Here is a 25820-nt window from a genome sequence, read left to right on the forward strand (position 1 = left end):
TTCCGGTGGCCACGGGCGCCGAGCCCAGGGGCGTCGCCGCCTGGGTGGTGGCGCCCTCGGCGGTCGACGGGATGACGGCGGCGGGCACCGCCGGGTGGATGATCACCGTGAGGTACGAAGGTCCCGACGAGCAAGTGCTGGCTGCGCTGTCGCGTTCGGGCGCCCGGTACCTGCGAGCCGGCCGCCGGAGGGTCGCCGGGGCGGCGCGTCTCGCCGCCCTTCCCGGGCTCGACGCCACGGTGTCGGTTTTCGTCGACTCGGTCGAGGACGCGATCACCGCCGTGGCGGCCGGTGCCGGCGACCTGCTGCTGCGCGACTGGGACACGGCGAGCATCGGTGAGCTGCGGGACCGCCTCGACGGGTTTCTGGTGGAGCGCACCGCCCTGCCGATCGGCCTTGGAGTCGACGAGGCTCGGGCCGTGCTGCCGGCGGAGGTGTTCACCGCCTGGCTGGGGCTCACCGACGGCTCGGGTGCGGGACGCCCTCGCCACGAATGGGCACCCGGTCGTGACCTGCCGGTGCCGGCCGAGGGGCGGCTGTCCGCCGAGTGGGGAGACTCCGCCTGGTCCCGCGGGCGTCGGCCGGACCGGGGCGGCGAGATCGCCGCCATCCTGCGGCGGTCGCGCGACGGGATCGTCCCCGACCAGCGCGAGGTGGAGCGCCTCCTGCGGAGTCGCGGCGCCGAGGTCGAGGCGGTGGCGGAGACCGCCGATGAGCTACGCCGCCGTTCCGTCGGCAGCACGGTCACCTATGTGGTCAATCGCAACATCAACTACACCAACCAGTGCTACTTCCGGTGCGGGTTCTGTGCCTTCTCCAAGGGGCCTCGATCGCTCTCGCTACGCGGCGAGCCGTACCTGCTGGAGACCCATGAGGTGGCGGCCCGGGCCAAGGAGGCCTGGGATGCCGGTGCCACCGAGGTCTGCCTCCAGGGGGGGATCCATCCCGAGTTCACCGGTGACTTCTACGTCTCGGTGGTGGAAGCGGTGAAACGGGTCACCCCCGCCATGCACATCCATGGCTTCACCCCGCTCGAGGTGTGGCAGGGTGCCGAGACCCTCGGGCTCGGAGTGCCCGAGTTCCTGAGCAGGCTCCGCGACGCCGGTCTGGGCACCCTCCCGGGAACTGCGGCCGAGATCCTCGACGACGGCGTGCGCCGGCACCTGTGCCCCGACAAGATCACCACGGCACAGTGGGCGTACGTAATGGAGACGGCACATGGCCTGGGGCTCAGATCGACGGCGACCATGATGTTCGGACACGTCGACGGGCCCGCATCCTGGGCGGAGCACTTCGAGGTGCTCCGCCGGATCCAGCGCAAGACTGGGGGGTTCACCGAGTTCGTTCCCCTCCCGTTCGTGCATATGGGGGCCCCCATCTTCTTGCGGGGGAGGGCTCGCCCCGGGCCCACCTGGGACGAGGTGGTGCTGGTACACGCAGTGGCGCGCATCGCCTTCGACGGCCTCATTCCGAACATTCAGACATCTTGGGTCAAGTTGGGGCTCGACGGCGCCGCCCGACTGCTCGACGCCGGCTGCAACGATCTTGGCGGGACGCTGATGGACGAGAGCATTTCGCGGGCGGCGGGGGCGTCCCACGGGCAGATGGTCGGCACCGGGGATCTGGAGGCGACCATCACCTCCGCCGGCCGGGCACCCGCCCGGCGCAGCACCCTCTACGAGATCCTGCAGGTCGCCGACTGAAGGGCCGTCGGGCGCGATACCCTCGGCCGGTGCGCATCAGTGTGGTCACCCTGTTTCCCGCGTTCTTCGAGAGCCCGCTGCGGGTTGGCGTCGTGGCGCGAGCCATCTCCGAGGGCCTGCTCGATGTGGATACCGTGGACCTGCGGGCCCACGGCCTCGGTGCTCACCGTCAGGTGGATGACGCCCCCTTCGGTGGCGGTCCGGGAATGGTGCTGATGGTGGAGCCGCTGGCTTCCGCCTTGGAGCCACTCGGCGACTCACATCGGGTGCTGCTGACCCCTGCGGGTAGGCGACTCGATCAGGACTGCCTGGAGCGCTGGGCGCGCCTCGAACACCTGACCCTGGTATGTGGCCGCTACGAGGGCGTCGACGAGCGGGTGGCCGAGCACCTCATCGACGAGGAGGTCTCGCTGGGCGACTTCGTACTCGCCGGTGGCGAGGCGGCAGCCCTGGCGATCGTCGAAGGGGTGGGCAGGCTGGTCCCCGGCGTGGTGGGCAACCCGGAGTCGACCGCCGGGGAGAGCTTTGCCGGCGATGGGCTGCTCGAGGAGCCCCAGTACACCCGGCCTGCCGAGTTCGGCGGGTGGCAGGTGCCCGAGGTGCTCCTCTCCGGGGACCACGGTCGCATCGCCGAGTGGCGAAGGCAGCAGCGGCTGGATCGCACCCGCAGGCGGCGTCCCGACCTGCTACCCGAATTACCCGTCCCCGACGGGGACGGCTAACATCGCCCCGACCGGACGCCCGTCCGGGCTCCTCCGGAGGACGCTCCATGAACACGCTCGACCACGTAGAAGCCGCCTACCTGCGCGACGACATCCCCGACTTCGGTCCCGGCGACACCGTCAAGGTCAACGTCCGGGTGGTCGAGGGCGGCAGGGAGCGGATCCAGACCTTCGAGGGCAACGTCATCGCACGCGACGGGGGCGGACTCTCCGAGACATTCACCGTGCGCAAGATCTCCTTCGGCGTCGGCGTGGAGCGGATCTTTCCGGTCCACGCGCCGATCATCGCTTCGATCGAGGTCGCCCGCCGCGGCGACGTTCGAAGGGCCAAGCTCTACTTCCTGCGCGACCGCGTCGGGAGCAAAGCGACGCGCATCAAGGAGAAGCGGGACTAGGACCGCCCCGGCGGACCAGGTGCCCGTGGGCGCTGCGCGGTGACACCAGAACCTCCCGACTCCGAGCCGGAGCCCAGGTCCGCTCCACAGCTCGAACCCAACTTGCAGGGCGATCCATTCGGCTCCGATCCCGGAGAGTCGGTGGTCATCGGGAAGCAGCGTTCGTTCTGGAGGGAACTGCCCATCCTGGTCGTGGTCGCCCTCACCGTGGCGGTGATCATCAAGACCTTCCTGGTCCAGGCGTTCTACATCCCGTCGGCCTCGATGCGCGACACTCTCATGGAAGGCGACCGGGTGATGGTGAACAAGCTCGCCTACCGGTTCGGCGATCCCTCACCCGGCGACGTGGTGGTGTTCGACTCGCCCTTGGCGCCGCACGACGACGGCGAGACCTTCTTCGGCGCCGTGCTGCGCAACGTCGGGGAGGCACTCGGACTGAGCACGCCCGACACCGCCCTCATCAAGCGGGTGATCGCCGTCGAGGGGCAGACCATCGAGATCCGGGACAGCCGTGTGATCGTCGACGGAACGGCCATCGACGAGCCCTACCTGCGGGAGGGGATCACCATGGCCGACTTCGGCCCGGTCACGGTTCCAGAGGGTCACATCTTCGTGATGGGGGACAACCGCAATCAGAGCGAGGACAGCAGGCGCTTCGGACCGGTTCCCGCGGAGGACGTCGTGGGCCGGGCGTTCGTGAAGGTGTGGCCTCCGGGCCGCTGGGGAGGCCTCTAGTCGTGGGCACCGCCAGGGTGTACAAGTCTGGGGAACACCGGACCGAAGGGTGCCTTCTGCCGGCGCCCTCCGCTCGGTTCCATCGCGCTATATCATCCGTCGGCGACATCGAACGGTCGCACCGGGAGACCCAGTGAGCGAAGAAGACCTCGAACGGTACGAATCGGACGTCGAACTGCAGATCTATCGGGAGTACCACGACGTGCTCCCGATGTTTCGCTACGTGATCGAGACCGAGCGGCGCTTCTACCTCGCCAACCAGGTCGACCTCGAGACGCGTGAGGCCGGCGGAACGGTGTTCTTCGAGATACGACTCGAGGATGCCTGGGTTTGGGACATGTACCGACCGGCGCGCTTCTTGAAGAACGTGCGGGTTCTCACCTTTCGCGACGTCAACGTCGAAGAGGTGGAGCACCCGGAGTTCAAGCCGCCGGATCACGACACGATCTAGGAGCCTTCGGTGAGGCCGTGGCCGCCGCCTTCCTCGCCCGGCGGGGGGCGCGGGTTCTCGTCGGCAACGTCCGCTCCGGTCGCGGCGAGATAGATCTGATCGTCACCCTTGAGGGGCGCCTGGTCGCCGTCGAGGTCAAGACCAGGGTCGGGGAGGACCCGATCGTGCAGTTGACCGATCAGAAGCGTCGGCGAATGCGCCAGGCCGCTGCCCGACTGCGTCCGACGCCGGAGCGCATCGACCTGGTGACGGTGACACTGGGGCCGGGCGGGGCGACGATCTCCTGGGTTCGCGCCGTGGCGTGATCGGCGAGGCCTACCTCCCGTGCCGCCGCCGCATCTCCTGAAACCAGCACGCCCGATGCCAGTGCCGGCGCAGGTCTGGTTCGAACTCGGGCACCACGACCAGGTGACCCTCGCCCGGCTCGATGAAGCCGTCGCAGCTGGGGCACAGGTAGCGCTTGCGGGCGGCATGGGGCTGAACCGGGCTCACCACCTCGTCGTCCATGGTGGTCATCCCGCCAGCGCCCACCACAGGACGAGCGCCGTGAGCACGAGTCCGACCACCGCCGCCACCATCTCGGAGGGGGAGGTTCGACCCGGTCGCAGAGGATTGAAGCCCATGGGGTCATGGTACGGCGAGGGGCGGTAGTGTCCCGCCCATGTTCCATGTGGTCGACGAAGGGCCGGTGCGGTGGCTCACCCTCGACAATCCGGGCCGCCGCAACGCCGTGCCCACCGACCAGTGGGAGGTGCTGACCGGCCACTTGGACGACTTCGAGGCATCAGATCTTCGGGCGCTGGTGGTGACCGGTGCCGGCGATGACTTCTGCTCGGGAGCCGATCTGGGGACCGGGTTCCAGGGGCGGGAGATGGTCCATGCCTATGAGGCCATGGCACGGGTCGGTGCCGCCGCTCGCGCCCTGCATCGCATCACCAAGCCGACGGTGGCCGCGGTGGACGGCGTGGCGGTCGGCGCCGGCCTCAACCTGGCATTGGGCTGCGATCTGCTCATCGCCACCGATCGGGCCCGGTTTGCCGAGATCTTCGTGCGCCGCGGGCTCACGGTCGACTTTGCAGGCACCTGGCTGCTGCCGCGCCGCATCGGCCTCGCCAGGGCGAAGGAACTCGCCCTCACCGGGCGCATGTTCGATGCCGCCGAAGCGGAGCGACTGGGGATCGTGACCAGGGTGGTCGCTCCCGACGGGCTCAGGGCGGCAGCTGCCGGGGCCGCCGGCGTCCTCGCCTCGGGCGCACCCCTGGCACAGCGGATGATCAAGGCCGGTTTCGACCGCTCGTTCGAGATGTCGTTCGAGGAGGCCCTCTCCTACGAGCAGGCGGCCCAGGCGATGCTCATGTCGTCGGACGACGTCGTCGAGGGGGTGGCGGCGTTCCTGCAGAAGAGGGATCCGGAGTTCCGCGGACGGTGACGACCCCCTAGCCCCCGGCCGCAGGTTCGCATACCTTGGCCGGGTGTTCGCCTCGGTGACCTCGGCCGCCCTGGTTGGGGTGGTTCCCCGTCCGGTGAGGGTCGAGGCGCACGTGTCCGGCCGCAAGGAGGCCTTTGCGCTGGTCGGCCTCCCCGACACCGCCGTGCGGGAGGCTCGGGAGCGGGTTCGGTCGGCGATCGCAGCCACCGGCCATCGCTTCCCCATGAGGAGGGTGACCGTGAACCTGGCCCCGGCGGACCTCCCCAAGGTGGGCTCGGCGTACGACCTCCCCATCGCCCTGGGAGTGCTCGCCGCTTGTGGGCACATCCCGCCAGGCGCCACCAGGGTGGTCGCCCTCGGCGAGCTGGCACTCGATGGCGCGGTGAGGCCGGCACGCGGCTGCCTGGCCGCCGGCATGGTGGCCCGCCGCCGCAACGAGCGATGCCTGGTCGGTGTCGATGCCGCAGGCGAGGCCGCCCTCTCTGGAGGCGACGTCCACGGTGTGGCCACGCTGGCAGAGGCTATCGCCGTCGCCTCCGGTGACCGCGACGGGTCACGCCCCGTCGCCGGAGGTGGCGATGACGGAGCCGGATGGGTCGACCTGGGAGCGGTGCGAGGCCAGGTCCTGGCGCGCCGGGCACTGGAGGTGGCGGCGGCAGGCGGCCACCACCTGCTGCTGTTGGGGCCACCCGGCTCCGGGAAGACGATGCTGGCCCGCGCCCTGCCCGGCATCTTGCCCGACCTGACCGCCGACGAGGCGTTGGAGGTGGCCCAGGCGCACTCCGCCGCCGGGCGCCCGCTGCGGATGTCGAGTCGGCCTCCGTTTCGCAGCCCCCACCACGGCGCCACCGCCCCGGCCATCCTCGGGGGTGGCTCTGGTGTTCCCGTGCCTGGGGAGCTCACACTGGCCGACCGAGGGGTGCTGTTCCTCGACGAATTGGCCGAGTTCCCGCGCGGTCTTCTCGACATGTTGCGCCAGCCTGTCGAGGAAGGTGTGGTCCACATCGCCCGCAAGGGGGTCTCGGTGGAGTTCCCTTGCCGAACCCAGTTGGTTGCGGCGACCAACCCGTGTCCTTGCGGGTACCTCGGGGATCGGAGGGTGGCGTGTCGCTGCAGCGCGTCGGCCGTGACCCGGTACCGATCGCGTCTCTCGGGACCACTGCTGGACCGGTTCGATCTGAGGGTCGGTGTGGGGAGGGTCGACGGAGAAGGGCTCATGGGCCCTTCGGGGGAGTCGGCCGCTTCGGTACGCATGCGGGTCGCCGCCGCCAGGGAGCGTCAGCGGATGCGGGGTGTGCTCAACCGCTCGCTCGATCGAGTGCGGCTGGACGCCTTGAACTGGGATGTCTCCGCCTTGGAGATGCTTCGGGCTGCGGTGGACCGCAGCGCCCTCACCGGACGCGGCTGGGATCGGCTGAGGAGGGTGTCGTCGACGATCGCCGATCTGGAGGGTGCCGACAGCATCGGTGACCACCACGTGGCCGAGGCGCTCTCGCTGAGGGTCGATCTGTGAGCACCGCTCTGCTCGAACTGGCCGGTCTGGGCCTGCACCCGGGACGCCTCGGCGAACTGCTGACCCGTTGGGGAAGCGCCGAGAGGACGGTGGCTGCCATCCGCGGCGGCCGTGTCGACGGTGTCGATGCCGGTTCGATCGTTCCCGCCGACACCCTGCTGGGCAGGCTGGAGCGCTGTGGTGCCCGGCCGGTGTTCCTGGGGGAGCCCGGATACCCCGAAGCGCTGGCCGCGATCGAGGACCCGCCTCCGACCCTGTTCGTGCGGGGAACGATCCCCGGCGGGCCGGCGGTGGCGGTCGTGGGAACCCGTCGGGCGACCGCTTACGGGCGGGCATTGGCACGGGCGTTCGGAGCGGCGGTCGCCGATGCCGGATGGGTGCTGGTCTCCGGACTGGCTCGTGGCATCGACGGAGAGGCCCATCGGGGGAGCCTCCACCGGGCGGGGGCCGGGATCGGCGTGCTCGGCTGCGGGCCCGACGTCGTCTACCCGCGCGAACATGGCGACATTGCCGACGACTTGATCGCCGGCGGCGCCGTGGTGAGCGAGTACCCGCCTGGGGCGGCCCCGCTGGCGTGGCGCTTCCCGCCGCGCAACCGGATCATCTCCGGGCTGGCGGGCGCCGTGGTGGTGGTCGAGGCCGGGGTCGCCGGCGGCGCCCTGGTGACGGCGGCGCGCGCGGTGGCCCAGGGACGCGAGGTGTTCGCCGTTCCCGGCGACGTCGACCGGGAGACCTCGGTGGGGTGCAACCTGCTGATTCGCGACGGCGCCGTCCCGGTGCTGGGAGCCTCCGACCTGGTCGAGGCGCTGTCCCTGGTGTTGGGGCCGCCACGAAGCGCCCCCTCGGCCGACGACCTCCCCAGTGCCGGAATCTCCCTGGACGCCCTGGCCGTCCGTCTCGGTCTCGAAGGTTCCTCCTTCGCCACCTGGCTGGGCCGCATGCGGCTGGCCGGGAGGATCCGCGTCGTCGGCGACCGTGTCCACCCGCAGGACCCGGCCCGCCGGGGCACGAACGGGTAAAGTCCGCGCCGACGCAAGGGAGGTGTCGGAGTGTCGCGCCGCAACGCCTGGATCGTGCTTCTCGTGGTGACTCTTGTCTCCGGCGCCTGTGGAGACGACGCCGCCCCGACCTCGACATCGACCTCCGTCAGCACGACGACGGTCGCCGTCACCACGACCACCGAGGGCGCCACCACGACCACCGAGGGCGCCACCACTGTGCCGGCCCCGGTGGCCGTCGCCGAGCTGTGCGTGGTGGACCGCACGCCGGGTGAGACCGCCCGGGTGCGGACCGGGCCCGGCGCCGAGTTCGACCTGGTCGCCGAGCTTCCACACGATGCCACCGGCGTGCTCACCACGGGGAACACGGCACTGGATGGGGAAGGGGATCCCTGGACCGAGATCATCCACGAAGGCCAGACCCGATGGGTCGTGTCGCAGTTCCTGACGCCGGGCGCCTGTGATCCGGCGGCGGGCGCCGCCACCTACGCCGTGACCGGCATCGCCTGTGGAAGCCAACTCAACGTGCGCACCGGGCTGGGGGACTCCTATGAGGCGATCGGGACCCTCGATCCCGACGCCATCGGGATCGCAGGGACCGGAGTCGTCGCTCTCGACGGCGAGGGTCGGACCTGGGTGCAGGTATCCCACGGAGGTGCCAACGCCTGGGTCGCCGGGTGGTACCTGACCACCGACGCCGGCCCGACCATCATCTGCGTACCCCCGCTGCCCTGGCTGCTCACGGCCGACGCTCTCGGGCCCATCGCCCTCGGATCCCAGGCAGCCGACCTGGGCACGGTGACGGCCCAGGCGTGGACGCTGGCCGACTCGTACGGGTCGTGCGCCTGGTGGGAGTCGAACGGGGTCGGGGTTCAGGCCCTGGACGGCGTCGTGGTCGAGATCTGGGCGATGAGCGCCGCCGTGGCGGTCACCCCGGAGGGCTTCAAGGTGGGCATGAGCAAGTCCGACGCCTGGACGGCGTTCGGGCCGCGGGGCACCGTGGTGCCCGGGCCGTACGCCGGCGAGGTGATCATCGTCGACGCCCCGAACTGGATGGTGGACTTCACCTATCTGATGACCCTCGCCGGTCCCGACCCCAACCTCATCGACGTGATCCGCATCAACGACGACGGCGGCTACATCGAAGGCGGGTGTTCCTGAATCGGGCCTGCTGACCGAGCCCTCGACTGAAGTTCTCGCCCCGCCCGTGCCGATACGACCAGGATCGGATCGGAGGTGCGGATGGCCGTCGAGGAACCGCAACGACGAATGGGCGCAATCGGCGCAGGGGAGGTGGTCGTCGTCGAGCCGCGCCCCCTTCCGGCCGCGTCCCTGATCGCCCTTTTGGGAACACTGGGATGGAGTGGCGTCCGGGTGGCTCCCTCCGATGTCGAGTACCTGCGGGGCCGACCGGGGCCGGCCCTGGTCTCGTTGGTGACCGGACCCCTGACCGAGGTCGTCGCCGGGCTGGTGGCCCGGCAGCGGACGGTGGTGGCGCTCGGCTCCGAACGCCGTGACGCCCTCGCCGCCGCGGTGGCGGCAGGTGCTCGGCTGGCGGTGGCCGACGCCGACGGGCCCGGTGAGCTCGCGGCATGCCTCAGGCTCGCCGCAGCCGGTGAAGCCGACGGGGGAAGGTCGCTGCGGCCTCGCCCGGTGCCTCGCCGTCTCCAGTCTCTGGCCGGGACCGGCCTGGAAACCCTCACCGCGCGTGAGGGACAGGTGCTAGAGGCACTGATCGTCGGGAGGCGTCCCTCCGAGATCGCCGCCGACCGCTTCGTGTCGATAACGACGGTTCGCAATCAGGTCCAGTCGATCCTCACCAAGCTGAACGTGCACTCGCAGCTGGAGGCCGTGGCGCTTGCCCATCGGGTCGGGTGGCCGGCGCAGGCGCTCGACTGAACACCGGCGGCCACGGTCGGTGGTGTCATTCTCTCCGATGGTCATCTGAATGATGTGAATTCATCATGACACGACCACCCAGGGTGGTCAGATTGCCATTCGTGCTAGTCGGCTCGACACGAGATGACTAGTGCGGGCAGAGACCGATGCCACTGGAGGGAGGTAATCCGTGTTGGAACGCCTGTACACACTGCTCCATCGGGATGATGGGGCGACGATGGTCGAGTACGGCCTGATGGTGGCGCTCATCGCCGTGGTCGCACTGATCGCCGTCACCGCTCTGGGCGGCAGCGTTCGGGACATCTTCCAGAACGTCGCCGACACCCTCGGCCCCTGACGGGGCATGAAGCCAGCGCCGTCCGGGTCCCGGGCGGCTCGACCGCCCGGGACCTGCGACGGAGGGGAGACCGCATGCAACGCGACGAAGGTGCCGCACTCGTGGAGTTCGCTCTGGTGCTGCCGCTGCTGGTGATGCTCACCTTCGGCATCATCGAGTTCGGCCGGGCGTACAACGCCCAGATCACCCTCACCCATGCCAGCCGCGAGGGGGTGCGGGTCCTGGCCATCACCGGCGACGCCGGTCAGGCAGCGCTCGCTGCCAGGAACGCCGCCCCCAACCTCGATCCCGGGCTGATCTCGATCTCCACCGGCGCCTGCAACGAAGGCGAGCCGACCTCGGTCGAGGCCAGCTACCCGCACGCCATCTCCATCCCGTTCTTCGGGGATCGGACCATGACCCTGCGATCCAGCGCGGTGATGCGATGCGGCGGCTGAACGACGATCGGGGGGCGGTCGGCGTCTTCACCGCGATAGTCATCGTCGTCCTTCTCGGGATGGTGGGACTCACCATCGACGCCGGAGCCCTCTACCGGGAGCGCCACGAGCTGCGCAACGGCGCCGACGCCGCCGCCCTCGCCATCGCCGAGGCCTGCGCATTCGAGGAGCCGGACTGTGCGTCTGGCCCCGCTTGGAGCCTGGCGCGTTCCTACGCATCGGCCAACGCCTCGGATGGCACCGCCGACGTCATCGACGTCGATCTGGACTTCGCCGCACGGACCGTCACCGTGCACACCGCAACGCTCACCCCCGGCGGTTCGACGCTGTTCGAGCCCTACTTCGCCTCGGTCGTCGGCTTCGACGGGACCACCGTCCACGCCCAGGCCACCGCCGAGTGGGGGCACCCACGCCGGCTGCGGGCCACGCTGCCGCTGATCATCTCCGAATGCGAGTTCCCCACCGAGGGGCCGTTGCCCACCCCGCCGGTGGTTCTCTACTTCCATGACGGGAACAACGCCGAGCCCTGCAACGCCCACGCCGGGCAAGATGCCGACGGGGACGGCTTCCTCCCCGGAGGGTTCGGCTGGCTCGACACCCCCGGCGGCTGCGAGGTTCAGCTCACCTCGGGAACATGGTCTTTCGCCGATCCCGGGTCGTCGCCGGCCAACGGCTGCACCCCCGCATACCTGGCGTCGTTGCTCTCCGATCCGGTTCCGCTGCCCTTCTTCGACGACATCCTCGGTCAGGGAAGCGGCGGCGAGTATCGGATCGCCGGCTTCGGGATGTTCCAGATCACCGGATACAACTTCGGCGGCCAGTTCAAGGTCGATCCCCCATGCTCCGGGGATCAGCGGTGTGTCTCCGGGTACTTCACCACCGGGATCGTCTATGAGGGCGACTTCGGGGGTGAAGACCACGGGATCGTGATCGTTCGGCTCACCGGGTAGGAGGGGTCAGATGCGCAGGAGTCTTGGAATAGTCGTCGCGCTGGGGTTCGCCATCCTCGGAACGCTGCTGCTCATCGGGTATGTCAGGTCCGCCGAGGAGCGCGCCCTCGCCGGTGAGGAGCTCGTCGAAGTGCTGGTGGTGCAGCAGGCGGTGGCGGCGGGAACGCCGGCATCGTTGCTCGACGGGTCGGTGACGCTGGAGCAGGTCCCGCTCAAGGTGAGGGCCGAGGGTGGGGTCGCCGATCTGGAGGTCCTGGGCGAACTGGTCGCCTCCACCGACCTGCTTCCGGGGGAGCAGATCACCGCCGCCCGGTTCGTCACCACTGAATCGCTCGAGCCCGACGCCGGAATCGAACCGCCATCGGGGACGATCGCCGTCACCGTCTCCCTGTTCCCGGAACGCGCCGTGGGTGGCCAGCTCCGGCCCGGCGACCAGGTGGCGGTGATCGCCTCCTTCAAGCCCTTCGACCTGAACTACCTGGAGCCCTCCGGCCTGCCGCCGGGCGAGATCATCGACCCCGGCGAGGTGTTCCTCGGCACCACCGACGAGGACGGGGGCACCGCCGTCAAGACCCCGACCTCCACCCACCTCATCCTCCACGGCGTGATCGTCACCAACGTCCAGCTCGAGAGCCTCCCGCGAGTGGACGAGTCGGACTCGGCGGGCGAGGCGCCGGCCCTGGCCCCCACCGGCAACCTGCTGATCACGCTGGCGGCCCAGCCCCACGACGTGGAACGGCTCGTGTTCGCCGCCGAGCACGGGACGCTGTGGCTCGCCTTCGAGCCGGAGGGAACGCCGGCGACGGCGACCGAGATCGTCACCAGGAGCAACGTCTACGAATGAGACCAATACTCCTCGCCGGCAGCACCGACGCCTTCGCCCGGGCCTTCTACGGCGCCGTGGACGAGGCGCTTCGTGATCGGGTCAAGCTGTGGCCGCACCCTCTCGCCGACGTTGGCGCCCTCGACGCCGCCTTGAAGGCCAACCCGGCGGTGCTGGTGCTGGGCCCCGCGCTGGTCGACCAGGTCTCGTTCCGCATCGCCGCCCAGGTGGATGCGGAACGGCCCGACGTCGGCGTGATAGTCGTCCAGCAGTCCGGTTCGGTGCCCCTCGAGGATGCGCTCGCCGCGGGGGTGCGGGGTGTCCTCGACAAGGACTCCGACGCGGAGGCGATCCGAGCCACGGTGGCGCGTGCTGTGAACACCGCCGAGCGGCGATCCGCCGGAACCGAGAGCTCGTCGACGGTACCCAAGGCGCGGGTGACGGCGGTGGTGGCCCCCAAGGGAGGTGCTGGCAAGACCGTGCTCAGCACCAACCTGGCGGTGGGCCTGGCCCAGGGGGCGCCGCGCGGCGTCGTGATCGTCGATCTCGACCTCCAGTTCGGCGACGTCGGCTACGCCCTGGGCCTGCGGCCTCGCCACACCATCTACGACGCCGTCACCACCAGCGGGCATCTCGACATCACCACCCTCAAGGTGTTTCTCACCCATCACAGGTCGGACCTCTACGCACTGTGTGCCCCGGACGAGCCTGCGCGAGGCGAGATGGTCTCGGTGGAGGCGGTGAGTCGGATCGTCGGGTTGCTCGCCGCCGACTTCGACCACGTCGTGGTGGACACCGTGGCCGGCCTCAGCGAGCACACCCTCACCACCCTCGAGCTGGCCACCGACGTCGTGTTCGTGGCCGACATGGACGTGCCATCGGTGAGGCACCTGGTGAAGGTGGTCACGGCCCTCGACAAGCTGGGCATGGCCAGGGCGCGACGCCACTTCGTGCTCAATCGGGCCGATGCCAAGGTGGGCCTGAGCATGGCCGATGTGGCCGCTTCGGCGGGGCTTCCCATCGACGTGCAGATCCCCCATTCCAAGCAGGTTCCGGTGGCCCTCAACGAAGGGTCACCGATCATCCTCGCCAACCCCCGCAGCCCGGTCTCACGAGCGATCTGGGACCTGGTGCAAAGGGTCGGCGGCAGGCAGGCGGTTGACCGTGGCGGAACCCTGAGACGGAGTGCCTGAATGAAACTGAGCGAACGACTCCAGGCCATCGACACCGGCGAGCGAGCGGCCCCTCCGGAGGCCAACGGCAGGCACGAGATGCCGATGCCCCCGGTTGACCCGCTGACCGAGTTCAAGACGCGAACCCGGGAGGACCTCTTCGGCAAGCTCGAGGCCAAGGTGCTCGATGCCAGCCTGAGCGAGTCGGACCTCAAGGCGGCGGTCATCGAAGAGCTGGAACGGCTCATCGCAGAGTCGGCGACCCCGCTGAGCATCGCCGAACGGGAGCGGATCGCCGCCGAGATCAGCGAGGACATCCTCGGATACGGCCCGGTGCAGAAGTTTCTCGAGGATCCAGCGGTCACCGAGGTCATGGTGAACTGCACCGACCCCATCTACGTCGAGCGGTCCGGGAAGATCGAGCGCACCACGGCTCGCTTCACCAGCGAGTCGCACCTTCGCCAGGTCCTGGAGAGGATCGTGGCCAGCGTCGGTCGTCGCATCGACGAGGCGTCGCCGATGGTCGACGCCAGGCTTCCCGACGGCTCGCGGGTCAACGCCATCATTCCGCCGCTTGCGGTCGACGGCCCGGCCGTCACCATCCGGAAGTTCGCCGCCGATCCCTACCGGGTGGAGCACCTCGTGGAGTTCGGAACCCTCACCCCCGAGGTGGCCGCCCTGCTCGAGGTGTGCGTACGCGGGAAGCTCAACCTTCTCATCTCGGGGGGAACCGGTACCGGCAAGACCACCCTGCTCAACGTGCTGTCGTCCTTCGTGCCCGCCAACGAGAGGATCGTGACCATCGAAGACGCCGTGGAGCTCCAACTGCTCCAGGACCACGTGGTCCGCCTCGAGAGCCGTCCATCGAACGTCGAGGGCCGCGGTGAGGTGACCGTGCGCGATCTGGTCCGCAACGCCCTACGCATGCGGCCAGACCGCATCATCGTCGGCGAGGTCCGGGGCCCCGAGGCACTCGACATGATGCAGGCGATGAACACCGGGCACGAGGGGTCGATGTCGACCCTCCATGCCAACGCCCCGCGTGACGCCCTCAGCCGGCTGGAGACGATGATCCTGATGGCCGGCCTGGACATACCGGTCACCGCCATCCGTGAGTACATCTCATCGGCCCTGAGCGTGATCGTCCACCTCTCCCGCATGTCCGATGGCTCCCGCCGGGTGACGCAGGTGGCCGAGATCGTCGGCATGGAGGGCGACGTGGTGACCATGCAGGACGTCTTCCGGTTCGAGCAGGCGGGGATCGACGAGCACGGCAAGGTGCAAGGGAGGATGGTCGCCACCGGGATCCGCCCCCGGTTCACCGAGAAGCTGGCGGCCCACGGCCTGCTACTCCCGTCGACCACCTTCGCCCCGTCACCGGGGGGGCGGGCGGCATGACGCGCCTCGGCGCCGCCGCCCTGGTCGGCGTGCTCCTCCTGGGCCCGGCCGCCGCCGCGGGTGGCGGCGTGACCATCGAATCGATCGACGACTCCGAGCACCCGGCGATCTCGATGGTGGTGTCGCTCGATGCCGAGTCGCTCCTGGAGAGGCCGGCAGCCGACGACTTCGTGGTGATGGTCGACGGGTCGCGAAGGACCGTCGATGTATTCGCCCTGGTGCGCGACCCGATGGAGGTCGTCGTGCTCATCGACGCATCGGGGTCGATGGCGGGAGAGCCGATGGCCGCCGCAATCGCCGCCGCCACGGCACTGGTCGAGGGGCTGCCGACGACGACCCGCTTCGCCGTGGTCGGTTTCGGGAGTCGCCCCGAGGTGCTGGCGCGGATGGGTGCCACGGCCACCGAGGCCACGGCCGCCATCGCCTCGATCGAAGCCTCCGGGGAGACCGCCCTCTATGACGGGGTGGTCGAGGCGTCGGGCCTCTTCGACCCCGAAGGCGACTCCCGCCGGGTGCTGGTGGTGCTCTCCGACGGTGCCGACACGGTGAGCGTGTCCACCCTGGACGAGGCCACCGCCGCCCTCGGGGGAATCGAATCCCGGGTGGTCGCACTGCAGACCTCCGAGAGCGATCCGGCGGCATTGATGCTCCTCGGTGGTGGATCGGTGCTCACGGTCGACGACGCCTCCGGACTGGTCGCCGTCTACCGGTCGCTGGCACTCGAGCTGACCGGCCGCTACCGGTTGGTGTTCCAGTCGACCACCCAGGGCCAGGCAGAGGTCTCGGTGTTCGTGGACACCCCTTCGGGGGTGGTGACCGCGCGCAGGACCGTGGAACTCGGCGAGCCGGTTGCGGCTCCGGGCACGACCCGGCCCGCCGGGCAGGCCCCGAGCCCGCCGTCGGTTCCGAACCCTGAAGTGACGGTGGCGGTTCCCGGTGCCCTCGAGGCCGGATGGGCCCTTCCAGCAGGAGCGGTCCTGGTGCTCCTGGGACTGGTCGGCCTCCTGTGGCTGGCCGGGCGGGGTCGCCCAGGAGGAGAGTCTTCGGAGGCGTGGCGAGAGCTCGAAGGGGGCGGATCGGCATCCCGCAGACTCCTCACCGGCCTGGGAGAGGGGGCGCGCCGCATCGGCGATCGGGTTGCCCGCCGCCGGGGCGACGCCGGTGGCAGTCTCGACTCGGCTCTCGACGCCGCCGGAGTGGCCCTGCGCCCGGGGGAGTGGGTGGTGATCTCGGCCACCGCCATAGTCGTCGGCGTCACCGCCGGGCTGGTCATGGGAGGGGCGCCGGGAGCCGTGGCCCTCGGTGGGCTCGCAGTCGTCGGCCCGCGACTCGTGCTGCGTCTGCTCACCGCTCGCCGCCGCACCGCCTTCGCCGACCAGCTGGAGGGCACGCTCCAGATCGTCGCCGGCAGCCTGCGCGCCGGGTACGGGCTAACCCAGGCGATCTCCACAGTTGCCGGGGAGTCGCCCCGGCCCACCTCGGACGAGTTCGAGCGGGTGGTCGCCGAGAACCGTCTGGGGCGATCCATAGAGGACTCCATGGGGGCGCTCGCCCACCGCATGCAGAGCGAAGACCTGGGCTGGGTCGTGGAGGCGATCGAGATCCAGCACGAAGTGGGGGGCAACCTCGCCGAGGTCCTGGACACCGTCACCACCACCATCCGGGATCGCAACCTGATCAGGCGGCAGGTGCACGCCCTCAGCGCAGAGGGCCGCCTGTCGGCGATCGTGCTGCTGGCCCTTCCCTTCACCATTGCCGGGCTCATCGGGATGATCAGCCCCGACTATCTCGCCGAGCTGACGAGTTCGACGATGGGCTTGGTGATGCTCGCCGGCGGCGTGGTGATGATGGCTCTTGGAGCCGCATGGATCAGGCGGATCGTTCGGGTGGAGTACTGATGTTCGGCGTTCCCATCCAGGTCGTCGCCGCCGCCGCCATGGTGGTGGCGTCGATCCCCGTGCTCGGGTGGGCGTTCTCCGGTACCCGCTCCCACACGCCGCTGCCGCTCAGCGCCGTGGAGGGATACGTGGATGAGCGCCAGGCGGTCCTGCGCGACGGTCCTCTCGACAGGGTGATCCGACCCACACTGCGCGCCGTGGCCCGGGGGGTGGGAAGGCTGTCGCCGGCCTCATGGACTTCGGCGCTGGAACGGCGGGTGATCCTCGCCGGCCCCAACTCGGGGTGGACCGTGGAGCGCGCCCTGGCGGCCAAGTTGGTACTGGGAGTCGGTGGCGTGATGCTCGGCATCCAGGGTGTCGGCGGTGGCGGCACCAGTGGTGTCCTCGCCGGCGGGTTACTCGCCGTAGGGGGCTACGCCCTCCCCGACGTGCTGCTCCGGTCGCGGGGCCGGGAGCGGCAGAAGGAGATCCAGAAGGCTCTTCCCGACGTGCTTGACCAGCTGACCATCAGCGTCGAGGCGGGCCTCGGCTTCGACGCCGCATTGAGCCGGGTCGCAGCCACCGGCAGCGGAGCGCTGGCCGACGAGCTGCGGCGACTTCTCGGCGAGATCAAGGTGGGGGTCAGCCGCCGCGAAGCGTTGCGTCACCTGTCGGACCGCACCGATGTCCAGGAACTGAGGCACTTCACGGTCGCCCTGCAGCAGGCCGAGCAGTTCGGGCTTCCGATCGCTCGTGTGCTGCGCGTCCAGTCGTCGGAGTTGCGTGTCCGCCGGCGTCAGCGGGCCGAGGAGGAAGCCCTCAAGATCCCGGTGAAGATCGTGTTCCCCCTGGTGCTGTGCATCTTCCCGGCGCTGTTCGTGGTCCTGCTCGGCCCGGCCATGATCAGGGTGGTCAGAACCCTGCTCTGAGACCGGTCGTTGACCTTGATGGCCGTCACGGCAACGATGGGCGCCATGGCAGCGATCCCCGAGATGCCGGCGTGGTCGGTGGATGCCACGGCCTCCTTCCTCAGCCGGGCCGCCGCCGAGAGGGGGCTCTCGGAGCACACCACCGATGCCTATCGTCGCGACCTCGCCCAGTTCTTCGACTTCTGCGATCGCCTGGGACTGCGATCGGTGGCCGCCGTCGATCGCCGGGTGCTACGGACCTGGCAGGCGCAGCTGGTGACCCGGCACATGACCTCGTCTTCGATCGCCCGCAAGGTCTCTGCCGTGCGCTCCTTCTATGGCGACGCCCTGCGCCACCGGCTGGTGGAGTCCGATCCCACATCCGGGCTGCCTCCCCGCAAGAAGTCAGGTCGCCTGCCTCGGGCGGTGGGTGCAGGTGCTCTCAGCACCCTGCTCGACGGGCTGGACGGGGCCGATCCGGTGGCGGTCCGGGATCGTGCCCTGCTCGAGGTGCTCTACGGTACCGGGCTGCGGGTGGCGGAGGCATCGGCTCTCACCGTGGATCAGGTGGCTTCGGACCTGCTGCGGGTACGCGGCAAGGGCGGTCGCGATCGGTCGGTGCCACTCACCGGGAAGGCACGCATCGCGGTGGATCGGTACCTCGCCGAAGGGCGCCCCAGGCTGGTCACCGACGCATCGGGGAGCGCACTCTGGTTGGGGGTTCGCGGGGCGCCTCTGGGGACGCGCGGCGTCCGGCGGGTGGTGCAGGCGCGCGCCGGGACCTTCCCCCACGCCCTGCGCCATTCGTTCGCCACCCACCTCCTGGAGGGCGGAGCCGACCTGCGGGTCGTACAAGAGCTCCTGGGCCACATTGATCTGGCCACCACCGAGACTTACACTGCCGTGTCTCGTCACCACCTCAGGGCGACCTATGACCGATCGCACCCGCGGGCCTGAGCCGAGCGCCGCAGAGATCGAAGGCTTCTGGGAGCGGTTCAAGGAGTCGGGAGATCAAGGCGCTCGCGAGGGTCTGATCCTCCACTACTCACCGCTGGTCAAGTTCGTGGCCGGTCGGGTCGGGGCCGGGCTGCCGCGCAGCGTCGAACAGTCCGACCTGATCTCGTACGGGATGTTCGGTCTCATCGACGCCATCGACAAGTTCGAGCCGGAACGCAACATCAAGTTCGAGACCTACGCCGTGAACCGCATCAGGGGGGCCATCCTCGACGAACTGCGCGCCCTCGACTGGGTCCCGAGGTCAGTGCGGCAACGATCCCGGGAGATCCAGCGGTCGCTGGACGAGCTCGAGCATCGCCTCAAGAGGAGCGTCACCGAGGAGGAGTTGGCCGAGCACATGGGGATCTCGCTGACCGCCCTGCAGACCCAGCTGGGTGAGATCTCGACCCTGGGGTTCGTCGCCCTCGACGAGGTCGTCGATGCCGGGGACCGCGGCTCGGCGACGCTGGGGGAGATGCTCTCCGACCCCAAGGGAATCGAGCCCGGGGGCTCCTTCGAGCAGCAGGAGACCCGCTACGTGCTGGTGGATGCGATCAGCAGGCTCCCCGAGCGCGAGCGCCTGGTCGTGACCCTCTATTACTTCGAGGGGCTCACCCTGGCCGAGATCGGTGAGGTCCTGGGGGTCACCGAGTCGCGGATCTGTCAGATCCACACCAAGTCGGTGATGAGCCTGCGCAACCGGATGGCTGAGCCGGGCCTGCCGCGAGACTGAGGCGTCCCCGGCCTCGAACGCCTTCTTCCGTTGCCCGACTACCATCGCCGGCAATCACACACGCTCGCCGCAACCACCCGCGGTCGGGACGCCTGGGCGTACCGAAGGGTCGGCCGAGGGCGGGCGGAGGAACCAACCGCGAACAAGGAGGCCCACGTGGCCGTCGTCACCATGAAGCAGCTGCTGGAGGCAGGTGTCCACTTCGGGCATCAGACCCGGCGCTGGGACCCCAAGATGCGCCCGTACATCTTTTCGGAGCGCAACGGCATCCACATCATCGACCTGCGCCAGACCCTGGAGGCGGCCAACCAGGCTCACGACTTCCTGCGCGACCTGGTGGCAGGCGGAGGCAGCGTGCTCTTCGTGGGCACCAAGAAGCAGGCCCAGGCTGTGATCGAGGCGGAGGCGACCCGTGCCGGGATGCCGTTCGTCACCAGCCGCTGGCTGGGCGGGATGCTCACCAACTTCACCACGATCCACAAGCGGATCCTGTACATGCTCGAACTGGAGCGCATGGACGGCAGCGGCGAGATGGACCTGCTCCCGAAGAAGGAGCGCCTGCGTCTGCGTCGTGAGCTGACCAAGCTCCAGCAGGTGCTGGGCGGCGTGCGCACCCTGCAGCGGGCGCCGGACGCCGTGTTCATCATCGACGTCAAGGCGGAGCACATAGCCGTCACCGAGGCGAGCCGGCTCGGCATCCCGATCATCGCCGTGGTCGACACCAACTGTGACCCGGACATGATCGATCACGTCATCCCCGGAAACGACGATGCCATTCGGGCGGCCGAACTGATGGCGGGTCTCATCGCCGATGCCTGTGTGGCCGGCGCCGAGCTGGCCGGGGCCAAGGCCGAGAAGGCGGACGCCCCCAAGACCTCCAAGGCCGCCAAGGCCGATGCCGTGGGGGCTGAGACCGATGGCTGAGATCACCGCGGCGCAGGTTTCGGAGCTGCGCAAGGCGACCGGCGCCGGGATGATGGATGCCAAGCGGGCACTCGAGGAGGCCGGCGGGGACATGGATCGTGCCGCAGATATCCTCAGGGAGAAGGGCCTGGCCTCGGTGCGCAAGCGCTCCGACCGCGCCACCGACCAGGGCACCATCGGGAGTTACCTCCATCACCAGGCGGATCGTCCGGTCATTGGCGTGCTCGTCGAGCTGTCCTGCGAGACGGACTTCGTGGCCAAGTCTCAGGTCTTCCAGGATGCGGCGCGAGACATCGCCATGCACGTCGCCGCCGCCCGGCCCCGCTGGGTCCGAAGCGAGGAAGTGCCCGAGGAAGTCCTCGCCAAGGAGCGGGAGATGATCGCTGCCCAGGCCCGGCACGAGGGCAAGCCGGAAGCGGTCATCGAGAAGATCGTCGAAGGACGGGTTCGCTCCTTCCTGGAGGACTTCGTCCTCTACGATCAGACCTTCGTGAACTCCGACAAGTTCGAAGGGACCGTGCGAGCCATGGTCGAGGCGCTGGCGGCTCAGATGGGTGAAAACGTGTCGGTGAGGCGCTTCGCCCGCGTCGGGGTCGGCGAGGACCTCGACTAGTGCCGAGACGGGTCGCCCTCAAGCTGTCGGGTGAGTCGTTCGCCGATCCGGGCACCGGATACGGGATCGATCCGGGCACCGTCCAACGGCTGGCGGCGGAGATCGCCGAGATCCACGCCGAGGGCCACCAGATCGCAATGGTCGTGGGCGGCGGAAACATCTTTCGCGGCCTCTCGTCGGCCGCAGCGGGCATGGATCGCGCCAACGCCGACTACATGGGCATGCTGGCCACGGTGATCAACGCCCTTGCCCTGCGCGACGCGTTGGAGCACGCCGGAGTACCCACCAGGGTGCAGACCGCCATCACCATCGCTCAGGTCGCCGAGCCTTACATCAGGCTGCGGGCGATACGGCACCTGGAAAAGGGGCGAGCAGTCATCTTCGCCGGCGGCACCGGCAATCCCTTCTTCACGACGGACACCACGGTGGCTCTGCGCGCCGCAGAGATCGGGGCCGACGCGGTGCTGAAGGCGACCCGGGTGGACGGTGTCTACGACGACGATCCGGAGAAGAACCCGAAGGCTCGCCTGCTCACCGACCTCACCTACATGGAGGTCCTGGAGAAGGGTCTTCGGGTGATGGACAGCACCGCCATTACGATGTGCATGGAGAACGATCTTCCGATCAGGGTGTTCAACATCTCCGTGCCGGGCAACATTGCCCGAGCCGTCCGCGGCGAGCCGGTGGGGACCCTGGTTCGCTGATAGGAGGCGCAGCGTGATCGACGAGCTTCTCGGCGAGGCCGGGGCGAAGATGGACCAGGCGGTGCAACACCTCCAGTCCGAGTTCGCCACCGTGCGCACCGGCCGGGCCAACCCCGCCATCCTGCATCGGGTAACCGTCGCCTACTACGACACCCCGACCCCGCTTCAACAGCTGGCGACCATCTCGGTGCCAGAACCGCAGCTGCTGGTAATCGCTCCCTACGACCGCTCGTCGATCGGCGACATCGAGCGAGCGATCCAGGCGTCCGACCTCGGTCTCAACCCGTCGAGCGACGGCACCGTCATCAGGCTTGCCTTTCCCCAGCTCAATGAAGAGCGGCGCCGCGAACTGATCAAGGTGGTGCGGCACATGGCTGAGGAGGGGCGGGTGGCGGTTCGCAACGTGCGCCGTCACACCAAGGACGACATGGAGGCACTCGGAGGCGAGGTCTCCGAAGACGACATCCGGCGCGGTGAGGCGAAACTGCAGGAGCTGACCGACTCCCACGTCGCCCGGATCGACACGATTCTCCAGCACAAGGAAGCCGAGCTGCTCGAGGTCTGATCGGGCTCGTCAGGAGGCGGCGAATGGCCAGTGGAGACGACACCGGGTTTCGACCCCTACCCGGTGACCCCTGGGCGCCCGAGCCCTCCTCGGAGTCCGACCCGGCTCCCGCCGGGGAGTCGGTGGAGGAGGCCGGTGAGACGCCAACCGATGGTTCGCGAAAGCGCCTGTTCGGGAGGCGCCGCCGCCGAGGGGATGAAGTGGAGTCGGAAACCTCGAACGACGAGGATCCTACTCCGGAGGCCGAACCGCCACCGGCGTCCGACGAACCCGACGATCCCACCCTCACCGTCGACCTGCCTCCCTGGGCAGAGGGAGGGACCTCCGGTGCGGAGCACGTGGAGGCCGGGTTCAACACCGATGACGATCTGGTGCCCGCCGATCCCGATTTCGCTGGACGCGGCTACCTGCCACCCACCGTTCTTCCCGAGGAAGGCCCGTCTGCAGAGGAGGAGTCGACTCTGACGGAAGCGACCACCGAGACGGTTGCGCTCCTCGAGGAGGAGGTTCCGGCCGAGCCTGTCGCGAGCGGAGATGAGGAGACTCCCGTCGCAGCCATCGATGCCTCCGAGGAACCACCCGGCGGTGATCGCCGAGATGATCAGGAGTCGGCGCCCGCGGGCCCCTACGGGGTGGCCGGGCCTGAGGCGTTCTCGGCACTGCATGACGACGAGTTGGGCGATCTCGACGACTGGGCCGCATTCGCCGGTGAGGCGGCATCGCGGCCCGAGCCCTCAGCCGAGGTCGAGGATTCAGATGTCGAGGACGCTCCCGAGCCGTCGGGACGACCACGACGTCGCCTATTCGGACGCGGAGCAAGGTTGGAGTCCGAGGGGTCGTTGGCCATGGGTGAGGACACCGACGAACAAGCCAACGATCAGGACGAGTCGGTACCTGCCCTCCAAGAAGTCGAGGGTGGGGAGTTCGAAGGCGCAACCGATTCGGAGGGATCGGCCGAACCCAGGAGGCGCGGCCTGTTCCGGCGCCGGAGGATCGTGAGCGAAGCCACCCACTCGAATGACGATCCAGCGGCGGCGATGCCCAAATGGCGGGAGGAGTCGCCCGTCTACGGCGACTCCGGCGACGAGTCCTGGCCGGAGGTTGCCGGGAGCGTCCCGGGTGCGGAGATGGCAGATGGCGGAGACGACGACATCTTTCTGCCATCGGCCGGCGACGAGGTCGTGGACGGGGAGTCCTACGAGCCGGCCATGTCAGAGCCAGATGACTCTGGCTGGTTCGACGAGGGAGCAGCAGAGGTTCCAGGGGTCACGTCGTCCGATCGGGAGGAGAGGGGTGGCGACGGCGGCGATTGGGTGACCGGGCCGGTCGCCGTCGATCCGGACCGCACCATGGAGCTGGACGATCCGGTCGGAGCCTCCATGACGGACGATTCCCATGCCCGCGCCGCCACCATGGAACATCGGGGCCTCGCCGACGAGATCGACCGTCTCGGTGCGGAGGACACCGATTGGCAGGCGATGGCAGCGGTGATGCCGGGGGTCGAGTCCGGTGTCGTCGGTTTCGAGGATGTCGCCGATCTGAGCACCGGTGAGGGATACCGCGAGGGGCCGCGATCCGACATGGGGGCCCGTTTGGCCACCGGGCTGGTGTTGGCGGTGTTCCTCTTCGGGTCGCTGTTCGTCGGCGGAGCGGCGATGGCGGTGTTCGTGGGGATCCTGGCTGTCGTCGGGATCGGCGAGCTGTTCGCCACGCTTCGAAGGGTCGGGCTTCGCCCCCTCACGCCTCTGGGGATCCTGGCCGGTGCCGGCCTCTTCGCCACCACCTGGTTCCACGGTCCGATCGCCATCGCCATCGCCATCGGCCTGCTCACCTCGGTCGTCTTCTTCGTGCTCGCCTTCGGTCCGCTGCGTGAGGATGCCCTGGTCAATGGTGGCTTGACCGTGATGGCCGTGGTCTGGGTCGTGGGAACGATGGCGTTCGCGTTCCCGATCCTGCAGCACCCGGACTTCCGGCCCCTCGTGCTGGCCCTCGTGCTGGCGACGGCGGCGATGGACATGGGTGCGTTCACCTTCGGGCGCGCCTGGGGGAGAAGGGCACTGGCTCCGGTCCTCTCTCCCAACAAGTCGGTGGAGGGTCTGGTGGGCGGGGTGATCGCCGCCGTGGCCGCCGGGGCGATCTTCGGGGCGCTCTACGAGCCGTTCGACCTGCGATCCGGACTGGCACTCGGCCTGCTGGTGGCGGTGATGGCGCCGATGGGCGACCTGGCGGAGTCGATGGTGAAGCGCAGCCTCGGGGTCAAGGACATGGGGACGATCCTTCCCGGTCACGGGGGGATCCTGGATCGAGTCGATGCGTTCCTGTTCGTGATTCCGGCGGTTTGGGTCCTCTACCGATCGATCGGCCTGCTGGGGTGACGGCGACAGTCGTGCTCGGTGCAACCGGGTCTATCGGGAGACAGGCAATCGAGGTGGCGGCCGAGCTGGGTCTCGAGATCGCCGGGATCGCCGCTCGATCCGGATCCGATCGGCTGTACGAGATCGCCCAGGGCCATCCTCGGGCGCGCGTCGTGGTGGCGGCGCCGACGCCTTCGGAACGCCTCCGGTTCGAAGCCCTCGGAAGCCGGGTCGGGTTCGGTTCCGAAGCCGTCGCAGGCCTCGCCTCGACACCGGGTGTGATCGTTGTGAACGGGATCGTGGGGGCGGCGGGCCTGGCGGCGACCATTGCGGCCCTCGAGGCAGGCAATCGGCTCGCCCTGGCCAACAAGGAGAGCCTGGTGGCCGGGGGGCCCCTCGTCGAGGAAGCCCGGCGCAGCGGGGGCGGGGAGCTGATCCCGGTCGACTCGGAGCACAGTGCCCTGTACCAGCTGCTCGACGGCCGTCATCGGGAGTCCGTCAACCGGCTGATCCTGCCCGCTTCCGGCGGCCCGTTCTTCGGCATGAAGGGCGAAGACCTGGCGACGGTGACCCCGGAGCAGGCGCTGCGGCATCCCACCTGGCAGATGGGGCCCCGCATCACCATCGACTCGGCCACCCTCATGAACAAGGCGCTCGAGGTCATCGAGGCGCATCACCTGTTCGGTTTCGGGTACGACGACATCGATGTCGTGGTCCATCCCCAGAGCGTCGTGCACGGACTTGTCCAGCTGGTCGACGGCTCGCTGATCGCCCACCTCGGCGAGCCCGACATGGCGATTCCGATTCGATACGCCCTGTCCCATCCCCAGACGCCGGTTTCGCCGAGACCTTCGTTGTCGCTCCTCGGGCTCGCCCTCCAGTTCGAGCCGCCGGACATCGAGGCGTTTCCCTGTCTCCGCCTCGGCTACGAGGCGGGAAGCGTCGGGGGAACGGCTCCCGCCGTGCTCAACGCCGCCGACGAGATCGCCGTCCACGCCTTCCTCACCGGGCGCATCGGATTCGGCTCGATACCCGTCGTCGTCGAGAGGACGCTGAACTCGGTCACCCACCACCAGGTCGACTCGGTGGCCGACGTCATGGCCGCCGATGCGGCTGCCCGGTCCGTCGCCACCGATCTTCTCGGTGACTCGTGCTAACCAGGGGTCACCGGTAGCGTGATGCCG

At 69.3% G+C, this 25820-nt stretch carries 27 protein-coding genes and 1 pseudogene; 27 read left to right on the forward strand and 1 reads right to left on the reverse strand.

What is annotated here, in order from left to right:
* Positions 1–671 precede the first annotated feature (671 nt).
* The 6 genes and pseudogenes from cofH to QY307_10995 all read left to right on the forward strand — a co-directional run bounded on the left by cofH (position 672) and on the right by QY307_10995 (position 4311).
* Positions 672–1703, forward strand: a pseudogene (gene cofH, locus QY307_10970) (5-amino-6-(D-ribitylamino)uracil--L-tyrosine 4-hydroxyphenyl transferase CofH).
* 29 nt (positions 1704–1732) lie between these two features.
* Positions 1733–2425 carry a tRNA (guanosine(37)-N1)-methyltransferase TrmD gene (gene trmD / locus QY307_10975; GenBank protein ID WKZ82588.1) on the forward strand — a complete coding sequence of 231 codons (693 nt, stop codon included), beginning with the start codon at positions 1733–1735 and terminating at the stop codon, positions 2423–2425.
* A gap of 47 nt (positions 2426–2472) precedes the next feature.
* The gene (rplS, locus tag QY307_10980) at positions 2473–2820 is read left to right on the forward strand and encodes a 50S ribosomal protein L19 (GenBank protein WKZ82589.1); all 348 of its coding nucleotides are present in this window, start codon (positions 2473–2475) and stop codon (positions 2818–2820) included.
* A gap of 141 nt (positions 2821–2961) precedes the next feature.
* Positions 2962–3555, forward strand: coding sequence for a signal peptidase I (gene lepB, locus QY307_10985; GenBank protein WKZ82590.1), 594 nt, complete (start codon positions 2962–2964; stop codon positions 3553–3555).
* 133 nt (positions 3556–3688) lie between these two features.
* Positions 3689–4006, forward strand: coding sequence for a DUF2469 domain-containing protein (locus QY307_10990; GenBank protein WKZ82591.1), 318 nt, complete (start codon positions 3689–3691; stop codon positions 4004–4006).
* Positions 4007–4023: 17 nt separating this feature from the next.
* Positions 4024–4311 carry a YraN family protein gene (locus QY307_10995; GenBank protein ID WKZ82592.1) on the forward strand — a complete coding sequence of 96 codons (288 nt, stop codon included), beginning with the start codon at positions 4024–4026 and terminating at the stop codon, positions 4309–4311.
* 10 nt (positions 4312–4321) lie between these two features.
* On the opposite strand, the gene QY307_11000 is transcribed toward QY307_10995, so the two are convergent.
* Complete coding sequence (locus QY307_11000) at positions 4322–4522, reverse strand: hypothetical protein (protein ID WKZ82593.1); 201 nt, start codon at positions 4520–4522, stop codon at positions 4322–4324.
* Between the two features lie 145 nt (positions 4523–4667).
* Between QY307_11000 and QY307_11005 the strand changes: the two genes are divergently transcribed.
* From QY307_11005 to dxr, 21 genes are all read left to right on the forward strand, one after another.
* Entirely contained in the window at positions 4668–5435 is a 768-nt protein-coding gene (locus QY307_11005) for an enoyl-CoA hydratase/isomerase family protein (GenBank protein ID WKZ82594.1), read from the forward strand.
* 43 nt (positions 5436–5478) lie between these two features.
* Positions 5479–6948 (forward strand): YifB family Mg chelatase-like AAA ATPase, encoded by a 1470-nt coding sequence (locus tag QY307_11010; GenBank protein WKZ82595.1) that lies wholly within the window; start codon positions 5479–5481, stop codon positions 6946–6948.
* Entirely contained in the window at positions 6945–7967 is a 1023-nt protein-coding gene (dprA, locus tag QY307_11015) for a DNA-processing protein DprA (protein WKZ82596.1), read from the forward strand. Before QY307_11010 ends, dprA begins: the two co-directional genes overlap by 4 nt.
* A 30-nt stretch (positions 7968–7997) precedes the next feature.
* Entirely contained in the window at positions 7998–9107 is a 1110-nt protein-coding gene (locus QY307_11020; GenBank protein ID WKZ82597.1) for a hypothetical protein, read from the forward strand.
* A gap of 81 nt (positions 9108–9188) precedes the next feature.
* Positions 9189–9845: a helix-turn-helix transcriptional regulator gene (locus tag QY307_11025; protein ID WKZ82598.1), complete on the forward strand. Its 657-nt coding sequence runs from the start codon at positions 9189–9191 to the stop codon at positions 9843–9845.
* A 169-nt stretch (positions 9846–10014) separates the two neighbouring features.
* A complete protein-coding gene (locus QY307_11030; protein WKZ82599.1) occupies positions 10015–10182 on the forward strand; it encodes a Flp family type IVb pilin in 168 nt (55 codons plus the stop codon).
* A 74-nt stretch (positions 10183–10256) separates the two neighbouring features.
* Positions 10257–10619, forward strand: a complete 363-nt coding sequence (locus QY307_11035; protein WKZ82600.1) for a pilus assembly protein — start codon at positions 10257–10259, stop codon at positions 10617–10619.
* Positions 10607–11569, forward strand: a complete 963-nt coding sequence (locus QY307_11040) for a Tad domain-containing protein (GenBank protein ID WKZ82601.1) — start codon at positions 10607–10609, stop codon at positions 11567–11569. Before QY307_11035 ends, QY307_11040 begins: the two co-directional genes overlap by 13 nt.
* 10 nt (positions 11570–11579) lie before the next feature.
* Positions 11580–12413 carry an RcpC/CpaB family pilus assembly protein gene (locus tag QY307_11045; GenBank protein ID WKZ82602.1) on the forward strand — a complete coding sequence of 278 codons (834 nt, stop codon included), beginning with the start codon at positions 11580–11582 and terminating at the stop codon, positions 12411–12413.
* Positions 12410–13585, forward strand: a complete 1176-nt coding sequence (locus QY307_11050; GenBank protein ID WKZ82603.1) for an AAA family ATPase — start codon at positions 12410–12412, stop codon at positions 13583–13585. The genes QY307_11045 and QY307_11050 overlap by 4 nt, the downstream gene beginning before the upstream one ends.
* Entirely contained in the window at positions 13586–14962 is a 1377-nt protein-coding gene (locus QY307_11055) for a CpaF family protein (GenBank protein WKZ82604.1), read from the forward strand. It abuts the gene before it with no gap.
* Positions 14959–16860 (forward strand): type II secretion system F family protein, encoded by a 1902-nt coding sequence (locus QY307_11060; protein WKZ82605.1) that lies wholly within the window; start codon positions 14959–14961, stop codon positions 16858–16860. The genes QY307_11055 and QY307_11060 overlap by 4 nt, the downstream gene beginning before the upstream one ends.
* Positions 16860–17768, forward strand: coding sequence for a type II secretion system F family protein (locus QY307_11065; GenBank protein WKZ82606.1), 909 nt, complete (start codon positions 16860–16862; stop codon positions 17766–17768). The genes QY307_11060 and QY307_11065 overlap by 1 nt, the downstream gene beginning before the upstream one ends.
* 18 nt (positions 17769–17786) lie before the next feature.
* Positions 17787–18704 (forward strand): tyrosine-type recombinase/integrase, encoded by a 918-nt coding sequence (locus tag QY307_11070; GenBank protein WKZ82607.1) that lies wholly within the window; start codon positions 17787–17789, stop codon positions 18702–18704.
* Complete coding sequence (whiG, locus tag QY307_11075) at positions 18679–19476, forward strand: RNA polymerase sigma factor WhiG (protein WKZ82608.1); 798 nt, start codon at positions 18679–18681, stop codon at positions 19474–19476. Before QY307_11070 ends, whiG begins: the two co-directional genes overlap by 26 nt.
* A gap of 156 nt (positions 19477–19632) precedes the next feature.
* Entirely contained in the window at positions 19633–20400 is a 768-nt protein-coding gene (gene rpsB, locus QY307_11080) for a 30S ribosomal protein S2 (GenBank protein WKZ82609.1), read from the forward strand.
* The gene (locus tag QY307_11085) at positions 20393–21013 is read left to right on the forward strand and encodes a translation elongation factor Ts (GenBank protein WKZ82610.1); all 621 of its coding nucleotides are present in this window, start codon (positions 20393–20395) and stop codon (positions 21011–21013) included. Before rpsB ends, QY307_11085 begins: the two co-directional genes overlap by 8 nt.
* Positions 21013–21717, forward strand: a complete 705-nt coding sequence (gene pyrH / locus QY307_11090) for a UMP kinase (protein WKZ82611.1) — start codon at positions 21013–21015, stop codon at positions 21715–21717. Before QY307_11085 ends, pyrH begins: the two co-directional genes overlap by 1 nt.
* A gap of 13 nt (positions 21718–21730) precedes the next feature.
* A complete protein-coding gene (gene frr, locus QY307_11095; protein ID WKZ82612.1) occupies positions 21731–22282 on the forward strand; it encodes a ribosome recycling factor in 552 nt (183 codons plus the stop codon).
* 23 nt (positions 22283–22305) lie between these two features.
* Entirely contained in the window at positions 22306–24657 is a 2352-nt protein-coding gene (locus QY307_11100) for a phosphatidate cytidylyltransferase (protein ID WKZ82613.1), read from the forward strand.
* Between the two features lie 53 nt (positions 24658–24710).
* Complete coding sequence (gene dxr / locus QY307_11105) at positions 24711–25793, forward strand: 1-deoxy-D-xylulose-5-phosphate reductoisomerase (GenBank protein WKZ82614.1); 1083 nt, start codon at positions 24711–24713, stop codon at positions 25791–25793.
* Positions 25794–25820 lie beyond the last annotated feature (27 nt).

The sequence above is a fragment of the Acidimicrobiia bacterium genome (assembly GCA_030584185.1).
In the GTDB taxonomy this organism is placed as follows: Bacteria; Actinomycetota; Acidimicrobiia; order Spongiisociales; family UBA11373.

What these genes read in the sequence shown, in the direction of transcription:
- QY307_11025 (WKZ82598.1), top strand. Translation starts at nt 9,189, where the DNA reads ATGGCCGTCGAGGAACCGCAACGACGAATGGGCGCAATCGGCGCAGGG.
- QY307_11085 (WKZ82610.1), top strand. Translation starts at nt 20,393, where the DNA reads ATGGCTGAGATCACCGCGGCGCAGGTTTCGGAGCTGCGCAAGGCGACC.
- rplS (WKZ82589.1), top strand. Translation starts at nt 2,473, where the DNA reads ATGAACACGCTCGACCACGTAGAAGCCGCCTACCTGCGCGACGACATC.
- QY307_11045 (WKZ82602.1), top strand. Translation starts at nt 11,580, where the DNA reads ATGCGCAGGAGTCTTGGAATAGTCGTCGCGCTGGGGTTCGCCATCCTC.
- QY307_11000 (WKZ82593.1), bottom strand. Translation starts at nt 4,522, where the DNA reads ATGACCACCATGGACGACGAGGTGGTGAGCCCGGTTCAGCCCCATGCC.
- whiG (WKZ82608.1), top strand. Translation starts at nt 18,679, where the DNA reads ATGACCGATCGCACCCGCGGGCCTGAGCCGAGCGCCGCAGAGATCGAA.
- QY307_11035 (WKZ82600.1), top strand. Translation starts at nt 10,257, where the DNA reads ATGCAACGCGACGAAGGTGCCGCACTCGTGGAGTTCGCTCTGGTGCTG.
- QY307_11060 (WKZ82605.1), top strand. Translation starts at nt 14,959, where the DNA reads ATGACGCGCCTCGGCGCCGCCGCCCTGGTCGGCGTGCTCCTCCTGGGC.
- QY307_11050 (WKZ82603.1), top strand. Translation starts at nt 12,410, where the DNA reads ATGAGACCAATACTCCTCGCCGGCAGCACCGACGCCTTCGCCCGGGCC.
- QY307_11055 (WKZ82604.1), top strand. Translation starts at nt 13,586, where the DNA reads ATGAAACTGAGCGAACGACTCCAGGCCATCGACACCGGCGAGCGAGCG.
- QY307_11065 (WKZ82606.1), top strand. Translation starts at nt 16,860, where the DNA reads ATGTTCGGCGTTCCCATCCAGGTCGTCGCCGCCGCCGCCATGGTGGTG.
- QY307_11100 (WKZ82613.1), top strand. Translation starts at nt 22,306, where the DNA reads ATGGCCAGTGGAGACGACACCGGGTTTCGACCCCTACCCGGTGACCCC.
- QY307_11005 (WKZ82594.1), top strand. Translation starts at nt 4,668, where the DNA reads ATGTTCCATGTGGTCGACGAAGGGCCGGTGCGGTGGCTCACCCTCGAC.
- QY307_11040 (WKZ82601.1), top strand. Translation starts at nt 10,607, where the DNA reads ATGCGGCGGCTGAACGACGATCGGGGGGCGGTCGGCGTCTTCACCGCG.
- QY307_11070 (WKZ82607.1), top strand. Translation starts at nt 17,787, where the DNA reads ATGGCCGTCACGGCAACGATGGGCGCCATGGCAGCGATCCCCGAGATG.